This is a genomic window from Micromonospora chaiyaphumensis, from assembly GCF_900091435.1.
In the GTDB taxonomy this organism is placed as follows: domain Bacteria; phylum Actinomycetota; class Actinomycetes; order Mycobacteriales; family Micromonosporaceae; genus Micromonospora; species Micromonospora chaiyaphumensis.
On the sequence record NZ_FMCS01000001.1, the window covers coordinates 474,445 to 493,278 of the forward strand.

The following is an 18,834-nucleotide window of genomic DNA, read 5'->3' on the forward strand; positions in this document are numbered from 1 at the left end:
CATGGGTGGCCTGCGTTTCCTGCCCTGGGTACGCGACGGCGTCGCCCGCGTGGTCGCCGACACGGACCCGCTCGCCGGGGCCCTCCCCCGGGCCCGCGCCGCGGTCGACCTGACCGTCACCGCGCTGGGCACCGAGACCGCGACCGGGGCGACCCGGGAGATCACCGGCACCTCGACAGCGCTGCTGCACGGCCCCGGCGACGTCGTCGGCGTCGACCCCGACGAGGTGATCCGCAGCTTCCCGGCACCGGGCGCGGAGAACGTCGAGGTGTCGATGTTCGCGGCCGTCGAGTTCGACCGCCCCGACCTGCCCTGGCTCTACACCCCGGCTCGGCCGGACGCCAACGGCGGGCTGCGCCCCTGGCTGGTGCTGGTCGTCGTGCCCGTGGACGGGGGCGGCGAGCTGCGCACCGAGGCCGGTCAGGCGCTGCCCCGGCTGGCCACCACCGTCCGCCAGCTGCCGGCGCTGGCCGAGTCGTGGGCCTGGGCGCACGCCCAGGTGCTGGTCATCACCGAGGACGAGGACGTCGCCGCGGTGATCGCCACCGCGCCGGAGCGGACCCTGTCCCGGCTGGTCTGCCCCCGCCGGCTCGCCGCGGGCGCCGAGTACCTGGCCGCCGTGGTCCCGGCGTTCGAGGCGGGCGTGCGGGCCGGACTCGGCGAGCCCGTGGCGGACAGCGGTCCCCTCGCCCCGGCCTGGGGACCCGGGTCGGCGCACCCCGGCCCGGACGACGCCGTGCTGCTGCCCGTCTACCACCACTGGACGTTCCGCACCGGGCCCGACGGCGACTTCGAGTCCCTCGCGCGCCGGCTGCGGGCCCGGCCGCTGCCGGCGGACGTCGGCCGGCAGCCGGTGGACATCGCCGCGCCCGGCGGCGGCCTGCCGGCGCAGGCGCAGGAGGGCGTCGAGGGCCGCTCGGTGCTCGGCTTCGAGGGCGCGCTGGCCTCGCCCGCGATGACCCCGACCGCCTGGGCCGACGACGTCCGCACCGCCTGGCAGGGCGCCCTGACCGGGCTGCTGCGGCACTCCGCCGACCGGCTCACCCCGCCGCTCTACGGCGACCTGCACAGCCAGGAGACCCAGCTTCCCGCGCCCGGCGCGGAACCGCGCTGGCTGGCCGGCCTGAACCTGGACCCGCGGCACCGCGCCGCCGCCGCGCTCGGCACCCAGGTCGTGCAGCGGCACCAGGAGGACCTGGCGGCGGCGGCCTGGCAGCGGGCCGCCGAGATCCGCGAGGCCAACGAGCAGTTGCGCCGCGGCCAGGCCGCCCGCGACACCGCCGAGGCCCTGTACGCCCGCCGGGTCGACCCGGACGCGCCCGGCGCCACGGTCGGCGACGACCGGCTGGTCGCCCTCACCCGGCCGGTGCACGACCTGGTCGAGGTGCCGCAGCCGGGGCTGGCGGCCGACGCCGCCGAGCCGCTGGACCGGCGCCTCGCCGGCAACCCGGGCGCGGCGGCGGCCACCTCCGCGTCGGTGCGCCGGCTGCTGCGCCCGCGCGGTCCGCTCGCCCGGCGGGTCGACACCGACGGGGCGGCGGCGCTGACCCGGCTGGCCGGCGGCGCCAGCGCGGTCCCGGCCGCCCGGGTGCCGGCGGGCGGCGCCGTGCTCGACACGCTGGTCAGCGACGGGCGCGGGGTGGGCGACCTGACCCGGGCGGTGATCGAGGCGGCCGCCGCGAACCCGTGGTGGCACACCGGCGGCACCGGCGTGCGCGCCCTCGCCGCCCCGGCCACCGCGCTGGCCGCCGACGACCCGGTCACCCGGGTGGTCACCAACGGCGGTGACCTGCTCACCGGGGACCGGTTCTTCGTCGGCGCGGCCGACGGCCGGCTGTTCGAGCGGCGCCGGCTCGGCCCGGACCGCTGGGTGTGGCGGGACCACGGCGCCCCGCCCGGCACCGCGGTCGCCACCTCCGGCGCCGTCCTGGCCCCCGGCCGGGTGTACGTGCGGACCCACGACAGCCGGCTGTTCGAGCGGAGCTGGGACGGGGACCGGTGGGTGTGGGCGGACTGCGGCGCACCGGCCGGCGGCGTGCACAGCCGCCCGGCGGCCGGCGGCGGACTGATCTACGTGCTCGGCGGCGACACCGCCCTGTGGCGGTTCGACCCGACCGCCCGCTCCTGGACCTCGCTGGGCACCCCGGTCGGCGGCAACGAACGGCTCTGGGGCACACCCCGGCCGTCCTTCGTCGGCGTGCTGGTCGCCACCAGCAGCAACCGGCTGTTCGCCCACAACGGGCAGTGGCGGGGGTTCACCGGCCCGGCCACCTGGGGCTCCCCGGCCGCCGAGCACCTCTACCCCAACCGGCAGTACGGGATCGAGTACGTCACGCCGGACGGCCGGCTGGTGTCGCTGTTCTCCGACGGGTCGACGTACCTGCACGACCCGGCACCCGACGGCCGCCGGGTGGTGTCGCTGGCGCAGGAGGCGGCGCCGTTCGGCAACGAGGAGGAGCTGGCGATCGTGACGCTCGCCGCCAGCACCGCCAACTCCGCCGATGTCCGCCTGATGACCCGCTACCTCTGGTACCACGACATCCAGGAGCGCTACCTCTGGGCGTGGCGCACCGAGACCACGCAGGTGCCGCCCGGCGGGTTCGGCGCGCACCGGCCCGGGCCGCTGGTCGGCGACTCGCGCAACGGCGAGCTGTTCGCGATCACGGCGGACGGCCGGCTCACCTCGTGGCGCTGGGGCTACCCGGCGCCGACCGCCTGGGTCGACCACGGCACCCCGGCCGACCCGCGCGGCAGCGGACCCGCCGACGCGCCCGCCCCGGCGCACGTGCGGTTCGCCCCGAAGGTGGGGCTGCTGTCCTCGCTGGTCTTCACCCACACCGTCACCCAGGGCGCCGGCAGCCGGCCGCGTACCCAGGTCGCGCACAGCCTCGCCGAGGACGGCGCGGTCCGCGAGCCGGCGCTGACCGCCGCGGTGGACGGGCCGGCCGTCCCGGCGGTCGCCCGGGCCACCGCCACCACCCTGGGCGCGGTGCTGCCGACCGCCCGGCCCACCCTGGTCACCGCGGCCCTGCTGCCCGGCACGACGGCCGGCACCGCCCGGATCGCCTACTGGATCGGCCGCGAGGCGGACGCGAACGGGGCGGCGGCCGGCGGCTGGACCGGCCCGTTCGAGCTGCCCGACCCGGTCAGCGCCGAGACCGCCGGGCTCGACGTGGCCCTGGCCGACCTGGACGGCGACGGCCGGCCCGAGCTGATCGTCGCCTACGCGGTGAACCGCGCCGGCCGCACCGACAACACGGTGTTCTACCGGATCGGCTGGCGGCTGGACGAGACCGGCGCGGTCGCCGACGGCTGGACCGACTCGCTGCCCACCCCGATGCAGCTCGGCAACGTCAACGCGGTCGGCGTCGACGTGGTCGACCTGACCGGCGACCAGACCCCCGACCTGCTGGTCTTCGCCACCGGTGCGGTGGGCGGCGCGCCGGTGGCCCGCTACCTCACCGGGAAGGGCGTCAACCGGCGGGGCCGCGTCGTCGGCGGGTGGACCGCCGCGCGGCCGGTGCCGGACGAGGCGGCCTTCGCGACCGCGGACGGGGCCGGCGTGGCGGTCGCCGACATCACGGGCACCCGCCGTCCCGACCTCGTGGTGGCCCGGCGCAAGGGCGCCACCCTCACCTGGCGGGCCGCCTTCGACCTCGACCCGGACGGTGTCCCGGTGAGCTGGACCGCCGCCCTCACGGCGACCGGCGCCGCCGACGCGGGCGCCCGGGGCTGCGCGGTCACCATCGCGGACCTGCGCGCCGACCTGGTCGCCGACCGGGCGAAGATGGGCGACGACTTCATGGCCGCGGCCGCCAACCACCAGGGCCGGCTCGCCCCGGCCCAGGCGCTGGCCCGCGACCACCACCCGGCCCCGGTGGCGCTGGACGGCGCCGCCGCGGCGGTCCGCGAGACGGTCCGCCCGGAGACCGCCGTGGCCGGCGAGGTGCTGGCCGGGCTCACCCTCGGCGACGGTGACCTGGTCGACGCGCTGCCGGACAGCGGCGACCCGCTGCGCCGGCTGCTCGCCGGGGTCACCTTCGACGTGCCCGCCTACGAGCTGCTGCGCGGGCTGTCCCAGGAGCACGTGGTGCCGAACCTGCCGGCCGTCGCGCCGGAGACGATGACCGCGCTGGCCGCCAACCCGCGCTTCATCGAGGCGTTCCTGGTCGGGCTCAACCACGAGATGAGCCGGGAGATGTTGTGGCGGGAGTTCCCCGCCGACCCGAGGCAGACCTGGTTCCGGCAGTTCTGGGACGTCCGGGGCGCGGTGTCCGCGGGCGCGCCGCTGACCGACATCCCGCCGCTGACCGACGAGGCCTGGCGCAACGGGCCGCTCGGCAGTCACCTCACCGCTGTCGGCGCGCCCGGCGAGCAGTCGCTGGTGCTGGTCATCCGCGGGGAACTGCTACGCCGCTACCCCTCCACCGTGGTCACCATGCGGGCGGCCACCTGGACCGGCCCCGAGGAGCGCACCCCGACCGGGCCGGACGTGCTGCCCATCTTCAACGCCTGGCTCTCCCCCGACCTGCTCCTGTTCGGCTTCCCGTACACCGCCGAGGTGGCCCGTGGGGCGAACCGCAAGGCCGACGGCGCGGCCGGGCACTTCTTCGTGCTCCGCGAGCAGCCCGCCGCGCCCCGCTTCGGGGTGGACCTCACCGGCGACCCGCCGCCGCCGGACGCGGTGGTGTTCGCCGCCCGGCAGGGCCGCAACGCCGCCGACACCGCCCGCGCGGTGCTGCAACGCCCCGTCCTCCTGGCCCGCCACGCCAGTGACCTGCTACCGACGCCGGAGAGCCAGTCATGAGCACCTCGACGTACGCCGCCGACCGGCCGCCGCTGTCCGGCGCGCTGACCGGAACCCCGTGGACGCTGACCGCCGCCGCCCCGGCCGTCCTGCTGCCGGTGCGCCTGGAGACCCGGTTCGCCGGCGCCACCCTGAAGATCCGGGTCTACCCGGACCAGATCCACGTGGACGACCACGAGCCCGGGCTGACCGCCGAGGAGATCACGGCCGGCCGGGCGTACTGGGGGGACGGGCTGCCGGACGGGCCGACCGGGACCCCGGACGAGGCGGCCTGGACCGACCTCGTCCGCCGCTTCGGCGCGCCCCGGGCCGGCTGGATCGCCCGGGTCCTCGAACCCGTCGGCGGGGTCTTCCCCGACCCGCTGACCCGCACCGGCCCCTGGTGCGAGCCGGCCCGGGCCCGGCTGCTGCCCACCCAGTGGTACGCGGTCGGCCGCACCGCCGGCGGCACGCTTTTCAGCGGCACGTCCGACCCGGTGACCCGAGACCTGGCGGTCGGCCCCAGCCCGGTGCCCGCCGCCGCGGCCGGCACCATCGATCCCTCGGACGAGGCGCTGCCGATCGACGGCGGGATGCGCTGGACGGTCGACTTCGCCGCCGCCAAGGCCGCCGGCATGGCGTTCACCGTGACCGTGCCGCTGGACGCCAAGGGCGTGCCGGAGCGGATCGAGCGGCTCGTGGTGTTCGGCCTCGACGCCGCCACCGGCCCGGCCGGCTCGGCCCGCGCGCTGGCCCGGCTGCTGGAGGCGCACGCCGCCACCGACGGGCTGGCCTTCCTCGCGCCCGACAGCCCGACCAACAACACCGGCACGGACGCGCCGGCCGCCGCGCCGACCGCCGGGGCCGTGTCCACCGCGGACAGCGCCGCCGGGGCCGCCGCGCCCGAGGCGGCCGCCGCGCTGGCCGCCGCCGCGCTCGGCGTCCCGCTGACCGCCGCGCCGGACGACGCCCTCGCCGCGGCCCGCCGGGCCCCGGCCCGCGCCGGCGCGCCCACCGGACTGGCCCGCGGCGGCGGCGCCACCGCCGTCGAGCGGCCCGCCGGGCGGCTGGTCCGCCGGCTGCTCTGGCCCGCCAGCTTCGGGAGCCTGCTGCGCCACCTGCTGCCGGTGGCCACCCCGGCCGAGCGGGCCGCGGTCCGCGCGCACTTCGTGGAGCACGTCCACGCCGAGGGCCCGCTGCCGACGCTGCGGATCGGCCGGCAGCCGTACGGGCTGCTGCCGGTGGCCAGCCTGCGGGACTGGCAGCCGGCCGGTCCGGGCGAGGCGAAGGCCGTCGCGCTGCTCACCAACCTGTGGCGCAAGGTCTGGCTCGCCTCCCCGGTGCCGCGCATCGTGCCCGGCCTGGCCGACCCGGAGGCCACCCTGCTGGAGATCCTCGGCACCGACGCCCGGGTGCTGGAGGTGCGGGCCCGCAGCATGCTCGGCAACGAGTACGTGAGCTGGCTGTGGCGCTTCGCCCGGCTGGGCCTCGGCCCGGACTGGCGGGAGCAGGTGGTCGAACCGGCCCGCGACCTGCTCGCCGCGCTCGGGCTGGGCGGACCCACGGACCCGCGGCTGTCCCTGGCCGTCTTCGCGAAGCAGGCGTACGCGCTGGGCACCCCGCTGCTGGACGGGCCGGGCGCGCCCCGGGCCGGGCGGGTGCGGGCGTACCTGGACGCGCTGGCCGCGGTCGGGCTGCGCGGCGACCAGGTGCCCGCCGCACCCGGTGACGGGCCGGTGCCGCTGTTCCACCGGCTGCTGCGGGCCGCCCTGATCGCCGAGCACTCGGCCGCCGCGGACGCCTTCGCCGCCGAGGCGAACCTGCCCGGCGCGGCGGAGCTGCCCGAGCCGGAACTGGTCGACATCCGCCCGCGCGAGCGCACCCCCGTGCTGCGCCGGCGGCTCGCCCTGCCGGTGCCCGGCACCGACCAGACCGTCGGCGCCTACCTGGCCGGCACCTCGGCGGACCCGCGGCAGGTGCGGGCGACCGCCGACCTGCGGGACTTCCGCACCGCGCTGACAGGGCTGCGCGACGCCCTCGACGACGGCCTGCCCGCCGCCGGCCTGCACCGGCACGTGGCCGGCACGCTCGGGCTGGCCAGCCACCGCCTGGACGCCTGGATCACCTCGCTGGCCACCCGCCGGCTCGCCCAGGTGGCCGCCGGCCCGGCACCCGGCGTGCACGTCGGCGGCTACGGCTGGGTGGTCGACCTGACGCCGGCCGGCAAGCCGGCCATGGTGGCCCGGCCGGCGGACATCCCGGAGTCGGTGGCCCCGCCGACCCTGCCGCTCGCCCCCGCCGGGGCCGGCCACGTGCACGCGCCCTCCCCCGCGCAGGCGGTGACCGCCGCGGTGCTGCGCAGCGCGTCGCGCAGCCACGGCGGTGACAAGGCCCTCGCGGTGGAACTCTCCTCCCGCCGGGTCCGCCTCGCCGAACAGCTCCTCGACGGCGTCCGCGCTGGGCAGAGCCTCGGGGCGCTGCTCGGCTACCGCTTCGAGCGCGGCCTGCACGACCACCCCGCCGGCCCGTGGGACCAGCTGCTGCCGGTGCTGCGCCGGCTCGCCCCGGTCCGCGCGCACCGGGTGGACCCCGCCGACGACGGCCGCACCCGGGTCGCGGTCACCGTCGAGTCGACGGCCACCGTGGACGGCCTGGAGCTGCACCGGCTGCACACCGCCGGCGGGCTCGACGGCTGGCTGGCTGCCCGGCCGGCCGGCGAACGCGCCGCCGTCCGGGACGTGCTCGCCGACCTGGCCGACGCGGTCGACGCGGTCTCCGACACCCTGCTCGCCGAGAGCGTGCACCAGCTCGCCCTGGGCGACGCGAACCGGGCCGCCGCGGCCGTGGACGCCGCCTCCGGCGCCGCCACCAACCCACCCGAGCTGCACGTCACCCGCACCCCCGCGACCGGGACGGCACTGACCCACCGGGTGCTGCTGCTGGTCAACGTGGACACCCGCTTCGACCGGCTCCGCCAGGACTGGCCGGCCGCCCGCGGCCACCACCCGCGGCTCGCCGGCGCCGCCCTGGACGCCCTCGCCAGCATGCTGCTGCCGCCCTCCTTCCGGGTGTTCTGGCGCTACCGGTGGCACGCTCCGGACGGGGTCACCGCCACCGTCTGGCGGCCGGCCAGCCTGGACCGGATGCAGATTCCCGCGGTGGACCTGCTGGCCGCGCCGCCGCACCCCGGCCGGCCCGACGACGCCGAGCTGGACCGGCGGATCGCGCTGGACGCCTGGGGCCCGCTGCGCCCGGCCGACGTCGGCGACGACTGGACCCTCGAACTGGACTACGACCGGGATCCCGGCTGGCCGCTGGAGCGGGTCAGCCTCGCCGAGTTCCTGCACGCGGTCACCGTGCTGCGCGACCTGTTCGGCCGGTCCCGTCCGGCGGCCGCCGCGGACCTCGGCGACGACCCGTCGGTCCCGCCCCAGATGGACGCCACCACCAAGGCGCAGGCCGACGAGACCTGGCAGGCGGCCCGGCAGGCGGTCGCCGGGCTGGCCGCGCTGCCGGCGCCCGACGCGGCCGGCTGGGACGAGGCGGCAGCGCGGACCCTGCTCACCGTGGCCGCGGGCCTCGGCGTCGTCGGCGCGGTGCCCCCGCCCGCCCGGCCGGGCGCGGCGGGCGCCGTCGCGGACACCGCGGCCGCCGCCCGGTTCGAGCTGGACCGCCGGCTCGCCGCGCACTGCCGGGTCGTCGCCGACCTGCACGACCGCGTCCCCTGCCCGCCCGGCGGCTGCACCTGCGACCCGGCCACCGACTTCGACCGGCCCGACGTCCCGCCGACCCGCCGCCTTGAGGCCCAGATCGCCCGGCTGCGCGCCCTGCTCGGCCCGGACCTGCCGGTGCTGCCCAAGGCGCTCGCGCCGGAGCCGGCCCGGCTCGCCACCGCCCTGGCCGCCAGCGACGCGCTCCAGGGCGGGTCACCCCATCCGGTACGCCGCTGGCTGTCCCGCTACGGCCGGGTCCGCCCCGCCGTCGGCCGGCTGCAGGAGGTGCTCACCAGCGCCGACGCGCTGGACGCCGGGGGCGTCGTGAAGGTGCCCGCCACGGTCACGGTGGCGCAACTGCCGTACACCTCGGGTGACCGCTGGGTCGGCGAGGCGGCGCCGAGGGCCGGCGCCGAGCCGCTGTCGCTCGTGGTGGTCGCCCCCGGCGGGATCGACCCGGCCCGCCCCGTGCAGGGCGTCGTGGTCGACGAGTGGACCGAGGTGGTGCCGGCCGAGAAGGTGCAGACCGGGCTCACGTTCGAGTACGACGCGCCCGGCGCGGCCGCCCCGCAGGCCGTGCTGCTCGGCCTGGCCCCGCAGAACGCGACGACCTGGCAGCCGGCGGGCCTCGTCCAGGTGCTGGACGAGGCGCTGGACCTGGCGCTGGCCCGGGCCGTCGACCTCGACTCGCTCGGCGCGGCCGGGCAGTTCCTGCCCGCGCTCTACCTCCCCACCAACGTGGCCGAGACGACGACCACCACCGACTTCGTGCCGGACGCGACGCTGACCCCGCAGGGCGGACAGGAGGCCAACCGATGACCACCGTCGAGGAGCCGCGCACGGTCACCGAGGCTCCCTCGGTGACCACCTGGACCCGGCTGGAGCCGCGGACCCGCCGGGCCGACCTGGCGCCGGCCGTGGACGCCCGGATCGCCGACCCGCTCTGGCTGCTCGCCCGGCAGTGGCAGCTCGGCGAGTTCACCGGGGAGGACGCCGGTTCCCCGGTCACGGCCCGGGTGCACGCCGAGGTCGCCCGGTTCACCCGCTACCGGCCCGGCCCGTACGCCGGTGCTGTGGGGCTGCCCGCCGGGGTGCCGTGGGAGGCGCTGGTGGAGCGGGAGCCCGCGGCGACCGCCGGGGACCTGCGCCACGCCGTGGAGAGCGGCCAGCAACTGCTGCGGCTGCTGGCCGCCGCCGGAGCCGGCGAGCTGGCCGGCCGGGTGTGCGCGGCGTACCCGGTGCCGGCGACACCGCCCGACGGCGCCTCGGCGGCCGACCCGGAGACCGTCGGCTACCTGCGCATCGCCGCCGGCCGGGTGCCGCACGGCGACCTCGCGCTGCGGGCCTGCGCCGAGGGGCGGTTCGCCCGCGAGGTCGCGGTGCCGGCGGCGCTCGCCACCGCCGTGGACCGCGCCGTCGCCGACTGGTACGCCTGGCTGGGCGTCCCCGCGCGGCCCGCCGGTCCCCGCCCCGGCTACCTGCTGCAGCTGCCCGCCGTGCTGGCGCCCGGCGCTACCCGGCCGGCCGCGCCGCCGTGGCCGCCGGCCGACTTCACGCCGCTGTACAGCACCCCCGGGCTGGAGGGGCCGGCGTGGCTGCGGGAGCGGCTGGAGCACGAGGCGGCCGTCGCCGCGCACGACGGGCGGGCCGAACTGGTCCTCACCGCCCACGAGTACGACGGGAACCGGCTGGACTGGTACCACTTCGACCACGAGCCGGGCACCACGCTGGAGGCCCGTCCGGCCGTCCAGGACGTCGTGAAGGTGCTGCTGCCGACCCCGGTCGCGTACGCCGGCATGCCGTCCACCCGGTTCTGGGAGCTGGAGGACGCCCGGGTCAACCTGGCCGGCATCGGCGCCGGCGCGGGCGACCTGGCCCGCATGTTCGTGCTGGAGTACGGCCTGGTCTACGCCAACGACCACTTCCTGCTCCCGCTCGAGCTGCCGGTCGGCTCGGCCACCCGGGTGCGCTCGCTGCTGGTCACCGACACCTTCGGCACCCAGACGCTGGTGCCGGCCGCCCCCGAGGGCGTGGCCCTGTTCCGCCCGGCCGGGGCGACCGGTGGCGGGGCGGCCGACGTGCTCGTCCTGCCGGCCACCGCGGCCGCCACCCTGGACTCGGCGCCCGTGGAGGAGGTCCGGCTCGGCCGGGACGAGACGGCCAACCTGGCCTGGGCCATCGAGCGGACGGTCACCGGCGCCACCGGCCGGCCGATCGACCGGACCGCCCAGGTGGGCCGGGCCGCCGTGCCGCCGCGCCCGCCGGCCGACCCCGACGCGGACGTGCCCGCGCTGTCGTACGCCTTCGCCACCACGGTGCCGGAGAACTGGGTGCCGCTGCTGCCCGGCCCCACGCAGGACCGCCCCGACGTGGTCCGGCTGCGCCGGGTTCCCCTGCAACAGCCGAACCGGGACGGCGCGCCGGTCGCGGTGACCGGCCACAGCCGGCTGCTCGACTGGCGCGAGCGGGACGGCCACCTCGTCGAGCTGGCCTTCCCCGAGGAGGAGGTGCCCCGCGCCGGCAGCCGGCTGCTGCGCCGCTGGCAGCTGGCCCGGTGGGCCGACGGGTCGGTGCACCTCTGGCTCGGCCGTACCCGGCACGGCGGCGCGGGCGAGGTCTCCAGCGGCCTGCGCTACGACACCGTCCAACCGCGCTGACCATCCCGCCCGCGACCGACACAGACAGCGGAGAACTGCTCATGACGATCATCTGGAAGAAGGACCTGCCGCTGCCGATGGCGCGGCCCCGGTACTACGACTACGAATACCTGCGCGCCGACGACCTCACCCAGGCGCTGGACTACCTGCTGGCCCGGCAGAACCTGGCCGCCCGGCTGCTGCGCCCGACGGGCGTGGTCAGCGGCCTCGACCTCACCGCCACCGGCAGCGACGTGACGGTCGTACAGGGCGTGGCGATCGACGGCGACGGCAACGTGATCGTGCTGCCGGACAACCGGCGCACCACGCTGCCCGGCGACGGCACGTTCTTCGTCTGGATCGAGTACCACGAGTTCCTGACCGACCGGCGCGACGAGGGCGGCGTGGCCGCGGAGACCCGGTGGACCGAGGAGGGGCTGGTCAAGGTCAGCGCGACCGCACCCACCGACACGGCGCACGCGGTGCTGCTCGGCAAGGTGACCCGCACCGGCGGGACGGTCACCGTGCAGGGCACCGGCCGGCAGGTCGCCGGGTTGCGGGTGCCGGTGGGCGCGATCGTGCCGGCCGTGGGCGCCGGGTCGCAGGCCGGCATCACGTTCCCCACCGACCCGGGCGGCGGCGCCGGCGACGAGGCGTACGTCCGTTACTGGCCGTACAGCGGGGAGAACACGATCCTGCGGATCGCCAACAACAACGACCCGGACGACCTGATCGCGTTCACCCAGTACGGCGCGGACCGGCTGCGCATCGGTGGCGGAATGCTGCACCTGGGCAGCCTGGAGGGCGCCAACGTCAGCCCCGGGCAGGTGGTCAGCGCGCTCGGCTTCTGGGGGCCGGGCGTGCAGCACGCCCAGTTCTCGTTCCGCGCCGGCAAGGGCTTCGAGCTGGTCGACCGCAGCGCCGACGGCCCGAACCTGGCCTACACCGAAAACAGCAAGCCGTACGCCGACCTGGCGGTCAGGGAACTGAAGGCGGCCACCCTGCGCGGGCGCGGCGGTCTGTCGGTGGTCGCCGAGGGCGCCCTCGGCCTGCGGGCCACCGGCGGGGTCAGCGTCGTCAAGGACGGCAGCGGCAACGGCGACCTGAGCGTCGGGGGCGTGCTGACGGTCGCCGGGAACCTGAACATGCCGAACTGGACCTGGATCAACGGCGGCACCCGACTGCACATCGGCGGCCCGGAACGGCTGTACCTGCTCAACGCCGCCGGCGTGCACATCGGCTTCGGCGGCGTCGGTGGCGCCGACAGCGGCTGCCTGTTCGTCGAGAACCGCAGCTCCTTCGGCGGCGACATGCGGGTCACCGGCAAGATGGTCGTCGGCCCGGCCACGCCGCCGCTGGCGTCGTGGAGCGGCGGCGGCATCAGCACCTTCGACCTGTTCGCCTCCGGCGCCATCTACCTCGGCAACAGCGAGGCCAGCGGCTACACGATCAGCCTCAACGCCGGCACCGGCGTCATCAAGGGCAAGTCGAAGCAGTTCGCCATCGACCACCCGCTGGACGCGCCGGACGCCACGCAGCGCCGGCAGCTCATCCACGCCGCGTTGGAGGGGCCGGAGAACGGCGTCTACTACCGGGGTGAGGGCCGCCTGGAGAACGGCACGGCCACGGTGGAGCTGCCCGCGTACTTCGAGGCGCTGACCCGGGCGGAGGGGCGGACCGTGCAGCTCACCCCGGTCTTCGAGGACGACGAGCCGGTCTCGGCGCTGGCCGCCGGCCGGGTCCGGGACGGGGCGTTCCGGGTCCGCACGGTCGACGGCTCCCCCGCCTCGCACGCCTTCTGCTGGCAGGTCACCGCGATCCGCGCCGACCTGGAGCCGCTCGCCGTGGAGGTGCCGGCATGATGCCGACCGGCTGGTGCCCGGGCACCCGCACCGTGACCGCGATGGTCGGCACCTACCCGGGGACGAGTTGCGTGCGGATCTTCTTCGGGCCGGGCGACGGGCTGCCCGCGGCGGCGTGGACCGACATGCGGCAGCGGTTGGCCCAGGCGCCCGCCGACGCCGACGTGATCGTGTCGCACAAGGATCCGGAGGTGGACGCCGCCGCGTTCGTCGCCGCCTGGCAGGCCACCGGCCGCACCGGCCGGCTGATCCTGGTGCCGCACCACGAGCCGGAGCAGCAGACCGGCGGCGACCCGGCCCCGGCCGCGTTCCGCGCCTCGTGGACCCGGACCCGCAAGCAGGTGGGCGACCATCCGGCCCGGCACGACGGCCGGTTGCGGCTCGCGGTCTGCTGGACCCTGCAGTGGGTACGCCGGGTCGACGCCGCCGGACGCCGGGTCAACGACTGGCGCACCTGGTGGCCCGAACACGAGGCCGGCGCCGTGGACCTGGTGCTCGCCGACTGGTACCCGTACGACCCGACGGCCCGCAACCCGTTCCGCCCGGCCACCTACGAGGAGCCCGCCTCCGCCCTGGCGATCATGCTGGAGCTGTCCCGGGCGACCGGGAAGCCGTGGGGCATCGCCGAGATCGACCACCCGCGGATCACCACGGCGGGCGGCTACCCGGCCGACCTGGACGCCGACGGCAGCCGCTGCGCCGCGTGGTACCGGCGGATGCACGCCTGGGCGAAGGCGAACGGCTGCCAGGTCTGGTCGCACTACCACCGGGACGAGGGCGACCTCACCGAGCGGAAGACCGAGCAGCAGGCGCTGCGGGAGCTGATCGCCGCCGAGGCGGCCGCGCCCCGCCGGCTCGCCCCGGCCCTGGAGACGCTGCGCGCCGAGCTGACCCGGCGCTGGCCGGGCGCCACCCGCACCGTTGTCGACTCGGCCCACCACGCCGACCACCGGCCGAACGCCCGGGACGCGGTCGACGCGCTCGACGTCGACGTCACCGGCGTGGACACCGCGGCGCTGCTGGCCGCGTTCCAGAGCCACCCGTCGGCGGCGCACTGGATCCACGCGGGCACCACGGCCCGCGCCGACGACGGCTGGACCCGGCGACCGTACGCCGGGGCCGACCCCGGCAAGGACCGCCTGCACCTCGGTATCCGGTCCACCGAGGCGGCCGAGCGGGACCAGCGCCCGTGGGGTCTGGTCGCGGAGACCGGGTCCGACGCCACCCGGTTCCTGGCGCTGATCAAGGACCCGGCGGTGGCGCTCCAACTGCGCGCGCTGCCCTGGCAGTACGTCGGCGGCGGCATCCCGAAGGGCATGTCCACGCTCGGCGTGCTCAACGAGATCGTGCAGGCCGTACGGGTCATCGGCGAGACCGTGGCCCGGCAGGCCGCCGACCCGGCCCCGGTCCGGGCGGCGGTGGCCCGGCTGCCCGAGCCGCGCCCGGCGGGCGACGCCCCCACCGGGCTCCCGCGTGACCCGGGCGAGGTCGACGCGCTCGCCGACGCGGTGGCGGCGCGGGTGCTCGCCGCGTTGCCGGCGCACGCCTCCGGGGTCCCCGGCGAGGAGCTGACCGCCGCGCTCCGGGCCGCGCTGGCGGACCTGGCGGCTCGTCCGACCGGGTGAGCGGGCGGCCCGGGCGGCGGAGCGGCCGGCTACGCCCGTCCTCGGGCCGGCCGCCCGATCGGCGGGCGGCTCGCACGATCGGCGGGGCGCGGCAGCCGCCCGGATCGGTGTGGCGCTGATAGCCGACTCAGGTGTTGCCCCAGGTGACGTGGGGTTTCGACAGTGGACGCAGACCCCGCCGGCGAGTTCGCGCCGCCGCGCGACGCCGGCCCGAGCAGGAAGCGGAGGCACCGCGATGGACACCTCGACCATCGACCCCGACTACCAGGTGACCGTCTTCGAGGAGGACGACGACCCGGAGGCCCTGATCGGCGACGAGATCGAGTTCGACCTCGCCGCGGACGAGGAGCAGTGACGTGAGCGCCCACCTGGCACCCGTGCTGCGGGTGCTGCGCGACGAGATCAACACCCGGTGGCCGCACCGGGACCACAGCTCGGACGGCTGGATCGGCGACGCCGCGCACCAGGCGCGCCGCTCGGACCACAACCCGGACGGCGACGACGCCTCGGTCAACGCCCTCGACGTGGACGTCGACGGCATCGACCCGCTGCTGGTGGTGCGGCACGCCATCACCCACCCGTCCTGCCAGTACGTGATCTGGAACCGGACGATCTGGAGCCGGACCCGCGGGTTCACCCCCGCCCGCTACACGGGCAGCAACCCGCACCAGAAGCACCTGCACGTCAGCGTCAGCCACCAGCGGTCCCTGGAGGACAGCCACCGGGCCTGGGGCATCGCCACCGCGGCGGCGACCCGCCTGGGTGACCGGGCGCTCAAGAACGGGTGCCGGGGCAGCGACGTCCGGGAGTTGCAGACCCTGGCCAACCGCCTGAACGCCCGGCTCACCGTCGACGGCGCCTTCGGCCCGCGCACGGCGGCCTGGGTCCGCGTGTTCCAGCAGGCCCGGAAGCTGACCGTGGACGGGATCGTCGGCCCGGCCACCCTGGCCGCCCTGCGGCAGGCCACCGCCCGGCCGCAGCCGCAGCCGGGACGGGCGCCCGGGTGCCGCACGCTGAAGCGGGGCAGCACCGGCGAGGACGTGGCGTTCGTCAAGCGGTTCATCGGCACCCGCCGGTGCGGCCCGGCCGAGGTCGACTTCGACGCCTCCACCGAGGCCGGGGTCCGCTGGTACCAGCGGATGCGCGGGCTCGACGACGACGGCGTCGTCGGCCGGCTCACCTGGGGGCAGATGGGCGTGCGGATCACCTACTGACCGGGCGGGACCCGGTCAGCCCTGCCGCAGGGCCGGCATCGGCACCGGCACGGCGAGCGCGGTGGCCCCCGCGCCCGCGCCTCTCTCGCAGGTGTTCGGCGGCACGGTGCCGATGCCCCGGGTGGCGGGGCGTTCCGCGGCCCAGAACATGAAGCCCAGCATGCCGGCCGTGCTGCCCGCGCCGTGCGGCGCGACGCTCTGCACGTACGGGGCGGCGGCCTTCTGCACCGAGGTGGCGTAGTCGACGCACTCGGGCAGCGGCTTGCCGCCGTAGGCGAGGTAGACCGCGCCGGTGAACTTGGCCGGGGCGAGCGGGGGCACGGGCGGGCTGTACTGCGCCTTGCCGTCGACGTGCTCCTGCCAGTTCGCCTGGGCGGTGCCGGCGGCGACGGGCCGGGCGGTGACCATGGCGTTGGCGTAGTCGAGCACCGGGGCGTCGGTGCGCAGCCAGTCGGCGGTGGCCTTGCGGTTGAGGTCGATCAGCCAGCGGTCGCCGGCGGCCACGTCGATGGTGAGGCGGGCCGGCGGGCGGGCGCCGGTGGCGTCGTAGGGGTGGACGGCCCGGTAGGCGTCGATGAAGGACTGGAGGCCGGCCAGGTTCGGGTCGGTGTTCTGCTCGTAGTCGATCTCGATGCCGACGCCGAGCCGGGTGGCCGCCGCGGCGGCCCGTTGCCCGAGCAGGGTGGGGTTCTCCGCGAGCGCCGTGTCCCAGTCGTCGGTGTAGGTGATGCCGCCGATGGAGAGCATCACCCGGACGCCCCGGGTCGTGAAGTACTGCACGATCTCGCTGGTCATGCCGCGCGGCACCCCGTCGAGGGTGGTGGCGTCGGTGGTCTGGTGCAGCAGGTCGAGCGGGTTGACGAAGCTCAGCACCACGAGGTTGACCGAGGGCCGGCCGTCGCCGCGGTCGACCAGCCAGTGGTTCTGGCTGTCGAACTGGGCCACCGTGCGGGCCGTGCCCCAGGTGCAGAAGTCGTCGCCGCAGTGCCAGGCGCCGTAGACCTGGACGGGGGTGGCGGCCAGCGGCGCGGGCGGGGGCGCCGCGACGGCCGGGCCCGTGGTGCCGAGGACGAGCAGGAACGCGGCCAGGAGTACCGAGCGTCGCATGGGGACCTCCCCGACTGTTCAGTACGCCTTGTTTACAGTAGGGCGACGACCTGCGTCAATGCGTTGCGGCGATCCGGTCCAGCACCCGTTGTTGGAAGGCGCGGGCCTCCGGGCCGGCCGGCGGAAGGCCGCCCCGCCGCGCCGCGATCGACCGGCGGATCAGCTCGCCGTCCGGGTCGTCGGCCTCGATCCGCCGTCCGGCGTCCACCTTGCCCAGCCAGACGCCGTCGCGGCAGCGGACCAGCGCGCGGCAGGCGCCGAGCACCGCGTCCTCGGCGCCGGGGGCGGGAGCGTCGCCGGGCGGGGTGGGCAGCGTCAGCCACCACCGCAGCGCCTCGACCAGCAGCCGCCGCAGCTCCGCCGGCCCCGGGTCGGCGAAGACCTCGGCGGCGGGCGGGCCGAGCAGGGCCAGCCCCGACTGGCGCAGGATGCTGCGGTCCAGCGCGTACCAGAACCGCCCGTCGGCGGCGGGCCGGTCGGCCGGGTCGTAGGTGGCCCGGAACGGCATGGTGGCGCCCGTGTTCAGCTCGACCTCGAAGCCCGGCTCGGGGGTGCCGGAGGCGGCCACGTCCCGCCGGTAGACCACGAGTTCGAGACCCCGCGCCGGGCAGGGCAGCGCCTCGTGCCGCAGCCGGTCCACCAGCGCCCGCTTCGCCGGCCCGTCGACCGGCCGGGCGACCACGAGGGCCACGTCCACGTCGCTGCGCCCCGGCTGGTAGACGCCCAGCCCCACCGAGCCGGCCGCGTACGCGCCGACCAGGTCGTCACCGAGCACGGCCCGGGCCCGCCCGACCAGCTCGTCGAGGTAGCGGCGCACGTCGTCGTCCATGCCGGCATCCTGCCGGTCGGTGCCGCGGCGCCGCGTGCCGGGGTCAGTCCGGCGGGTCGGGGCAGCAGACGGTCAGGGCGCGCGGGACCACCTTCACCTTGAGCTTCTTCGCCGTGCCCCGCGCGCCGCCGTCCAGCTCGTACGTCTTCGGCTCGGCGAAGCGGACCATGACCTTCCGCCCCCGGGTGATCCGGACGAACGGCGACTCGTCGGAGCGGCCGGCGGCCATCCGGCCGAGCGTGCGGGCCCAGTCCACGGCCCCGCTGGCGGTGGAGACGCCGATCTCCAGCGCGCCGTCGTCGGGGCGGGCGTCGTCGAAGGCGGGGATGCCGCCGGTGATGGTGCCGACGTTGCCGAAGAGCACGCAGCTCGCCTCGCCGTCGAACCAGTCCGCGCCGTCGACCCGGATCCGGGTCCGTACGCACTCGCCGCGGACGTGCCGCAGCCCGGTCCAGACGTACGCGATCCGGCCGAGCCTGCCCTTGAGCTTGCGGTCGGCGTCGCGGATCAGGTCGCCGTCGAACCCCGCGCCGGCCATCACCGCGAAGTGCTCCCCGTTGAGCCGGCCCAGGTCCAGCTCGCGCCGCCGGCCGCGCAGGGCGGTCCGGAGCGCCTCGGGCAGGTCGGCGGGGATGCCGAGGTTGGTGGCGAAGAGGTTGGCGGTGCCGGCGGGCAGGATGCCCATGGGCACGTCCGATCCGGCCAGGGCGTCGGCGCAGCGCTGCACCATGCCGTCACCGCCCCAGACCAGGACCAGCTCGGCGCCCTTGCCGAGCGCCTTGCGGACCTTCTTCGGCGCCTTGCGGCTCTTCGGCACCTCGTACCAGAGGAGCCGCTCGACCCCGGCGGCGACCAGGCCGGCGCGCAGCTCGTCGAGACCGCCGCCGAAGGTCTTCTTCCGGTGGGCGACGACCGCGACCACGCCGGTCGGCGGCACGCCGGTGTCGGTGGTGGGGCGGTCGGCCGTGCTCGTGCTCATGGCTCCCGTTGGTACCCCCCGGCCGGCTCTCCCACGCCTGCCGGCCCGGCGACGCGCCCGATTCGGATCAGCGGCGTACTGTG

General features: G+C 77.1%; 9 protein-coding genes. 6 read left to right on the plus strand and 3 right to left on the minus strand.

Annotation, left to right across the window (positions count from 1 at the left end):
• Position 1 precedes the first annotated feature (1 nt).
• The 6 genes from GA0070214_RS02380 (at position 2) to GA0070214_RS02410 (ending at position 15,836) form a co-directional block, all read left to right on the plus strand.
• Positions 2–4,807, plus strand: a complete 4,806-nt coding sequence (locus GA0070214_RS02380; RefSeq protein WP_091258485.1) for an FG-GAP-like repeat-containing protein — start codon at positions 2–4, stop codon at positions 4,805–4,807.
• Positions 4,804–9,318, plus strand: a complete 4,515-nt coding sequence (locus GA0070214_RS31685; RefSeq protein ID WP_091258487.1) for a hypothetical protein — start codon at positions 4,804–4,806, stop codon at positions 9,316–9,318. The genes GA0070214_RS02380 and GA0070214_RS31685 overlap by 4 nt, the downstream gene beginning before the upstream one ends.
• Entirely contained in the window at positions 9,315–11,156 is a 1,842-nt protein-coding gene (locus GA0070214_RS31690; RefSeq protein ID WP_167364175.1) for a hypothetical protein, read from the plus strand. The genes GA0070214_RS31685 and GA0070214_RS31690 overlap by 4 nt, the downstream gene beginning before the upstream one ends.
• A gap of 41 nt (positions 11,157–11,197) precedes the next feature.
• On the plus strand, positions 11,198–12,997 hold the full coding sequence (locus GA0070214_RS02400) for a hypothetical protein (RefSeq protein WP_091258495.1): 1,800 nt from the start codon (positions 11,198–11,200) through the stop codon (positions 12,995–12,997).
• Complete coding sequence (locus GA0070214_RS02405) at positions 12,994–14,622, plus strand: hypothetical protein (RefSeq protein WP_091258497.1); 1,629 nt, start codon at positions 12,994–12,996, stop codon at positions 14,620–14,622. Before GA0070214_RS02400 ends, GA0070214_RS02405 begins: the two co-directional genes overlap by 4 nt.
• A 356-nt stretch (positions 14,623–14,978) precedes the next feature.
• Complete coding sequence (locus tag GA0070214_RS02410; RefSeq protein WP_091258499.1) at positions 14,979–15,836, plus strand: peptidoglycan-binding domain-containing protein; 858 nt, start codon at positions 14,979–14,981, stop codon at positions 15,834–15,836.
• 15 nt (positions 15,837–15,851) lie between these two features.
• Here GA0070214_RS02410 and GA0070214_RS02415 read toward each other — a convergent pair whose 3' ends face one another.
• Genes GA0070214_RS02415 through GA0070214_RS02425 form a run of 3 tightly spaced genes read right to left on the minus strand, consistent with a single transcriptional unit; the run spans position 15,852 to position 18,751 of the window.
• Positions 15,852–16,943, minus strand: a complete 1,092-nt coding sequence (locus GA0070214_RS02415; protein WP_244167514.1) for a glycoside hydrolase family 18 protein — start codon at positions 16,941–16,943, stop codon at positions 15,852–15,854.
• 55 nt (positions 16,944–16,998) lie between these two features.
• Positions 16,999–17,772: a nucleotidyltransferase gene (locus tag GA0070214_RS02420; RefSeq protein ID WP_091258502.1), complete on the minus strand. Its 774-nt coding sequence runs from the start codon at positions 17,770–17,772 to the stop codon at positions 16,999–17,001.
• Between the two features lie 43 nt (positions 17,773–17,815).
• The gene (locus GA0070214_RS02425) at positions 17,816–18,751 is read right to left on the minus strand and encodes a diacylglycerol/lipid kinase family protein (RefSeq protein WP_091258503.1); all 936 of its coding nucleotides are present in this window, start codon (positions 18,749–18,751) and stop codon (positions 17,816–17,818) included.
• Positions 18,752–18,834 lie beyond the last annotated feature (83 nt).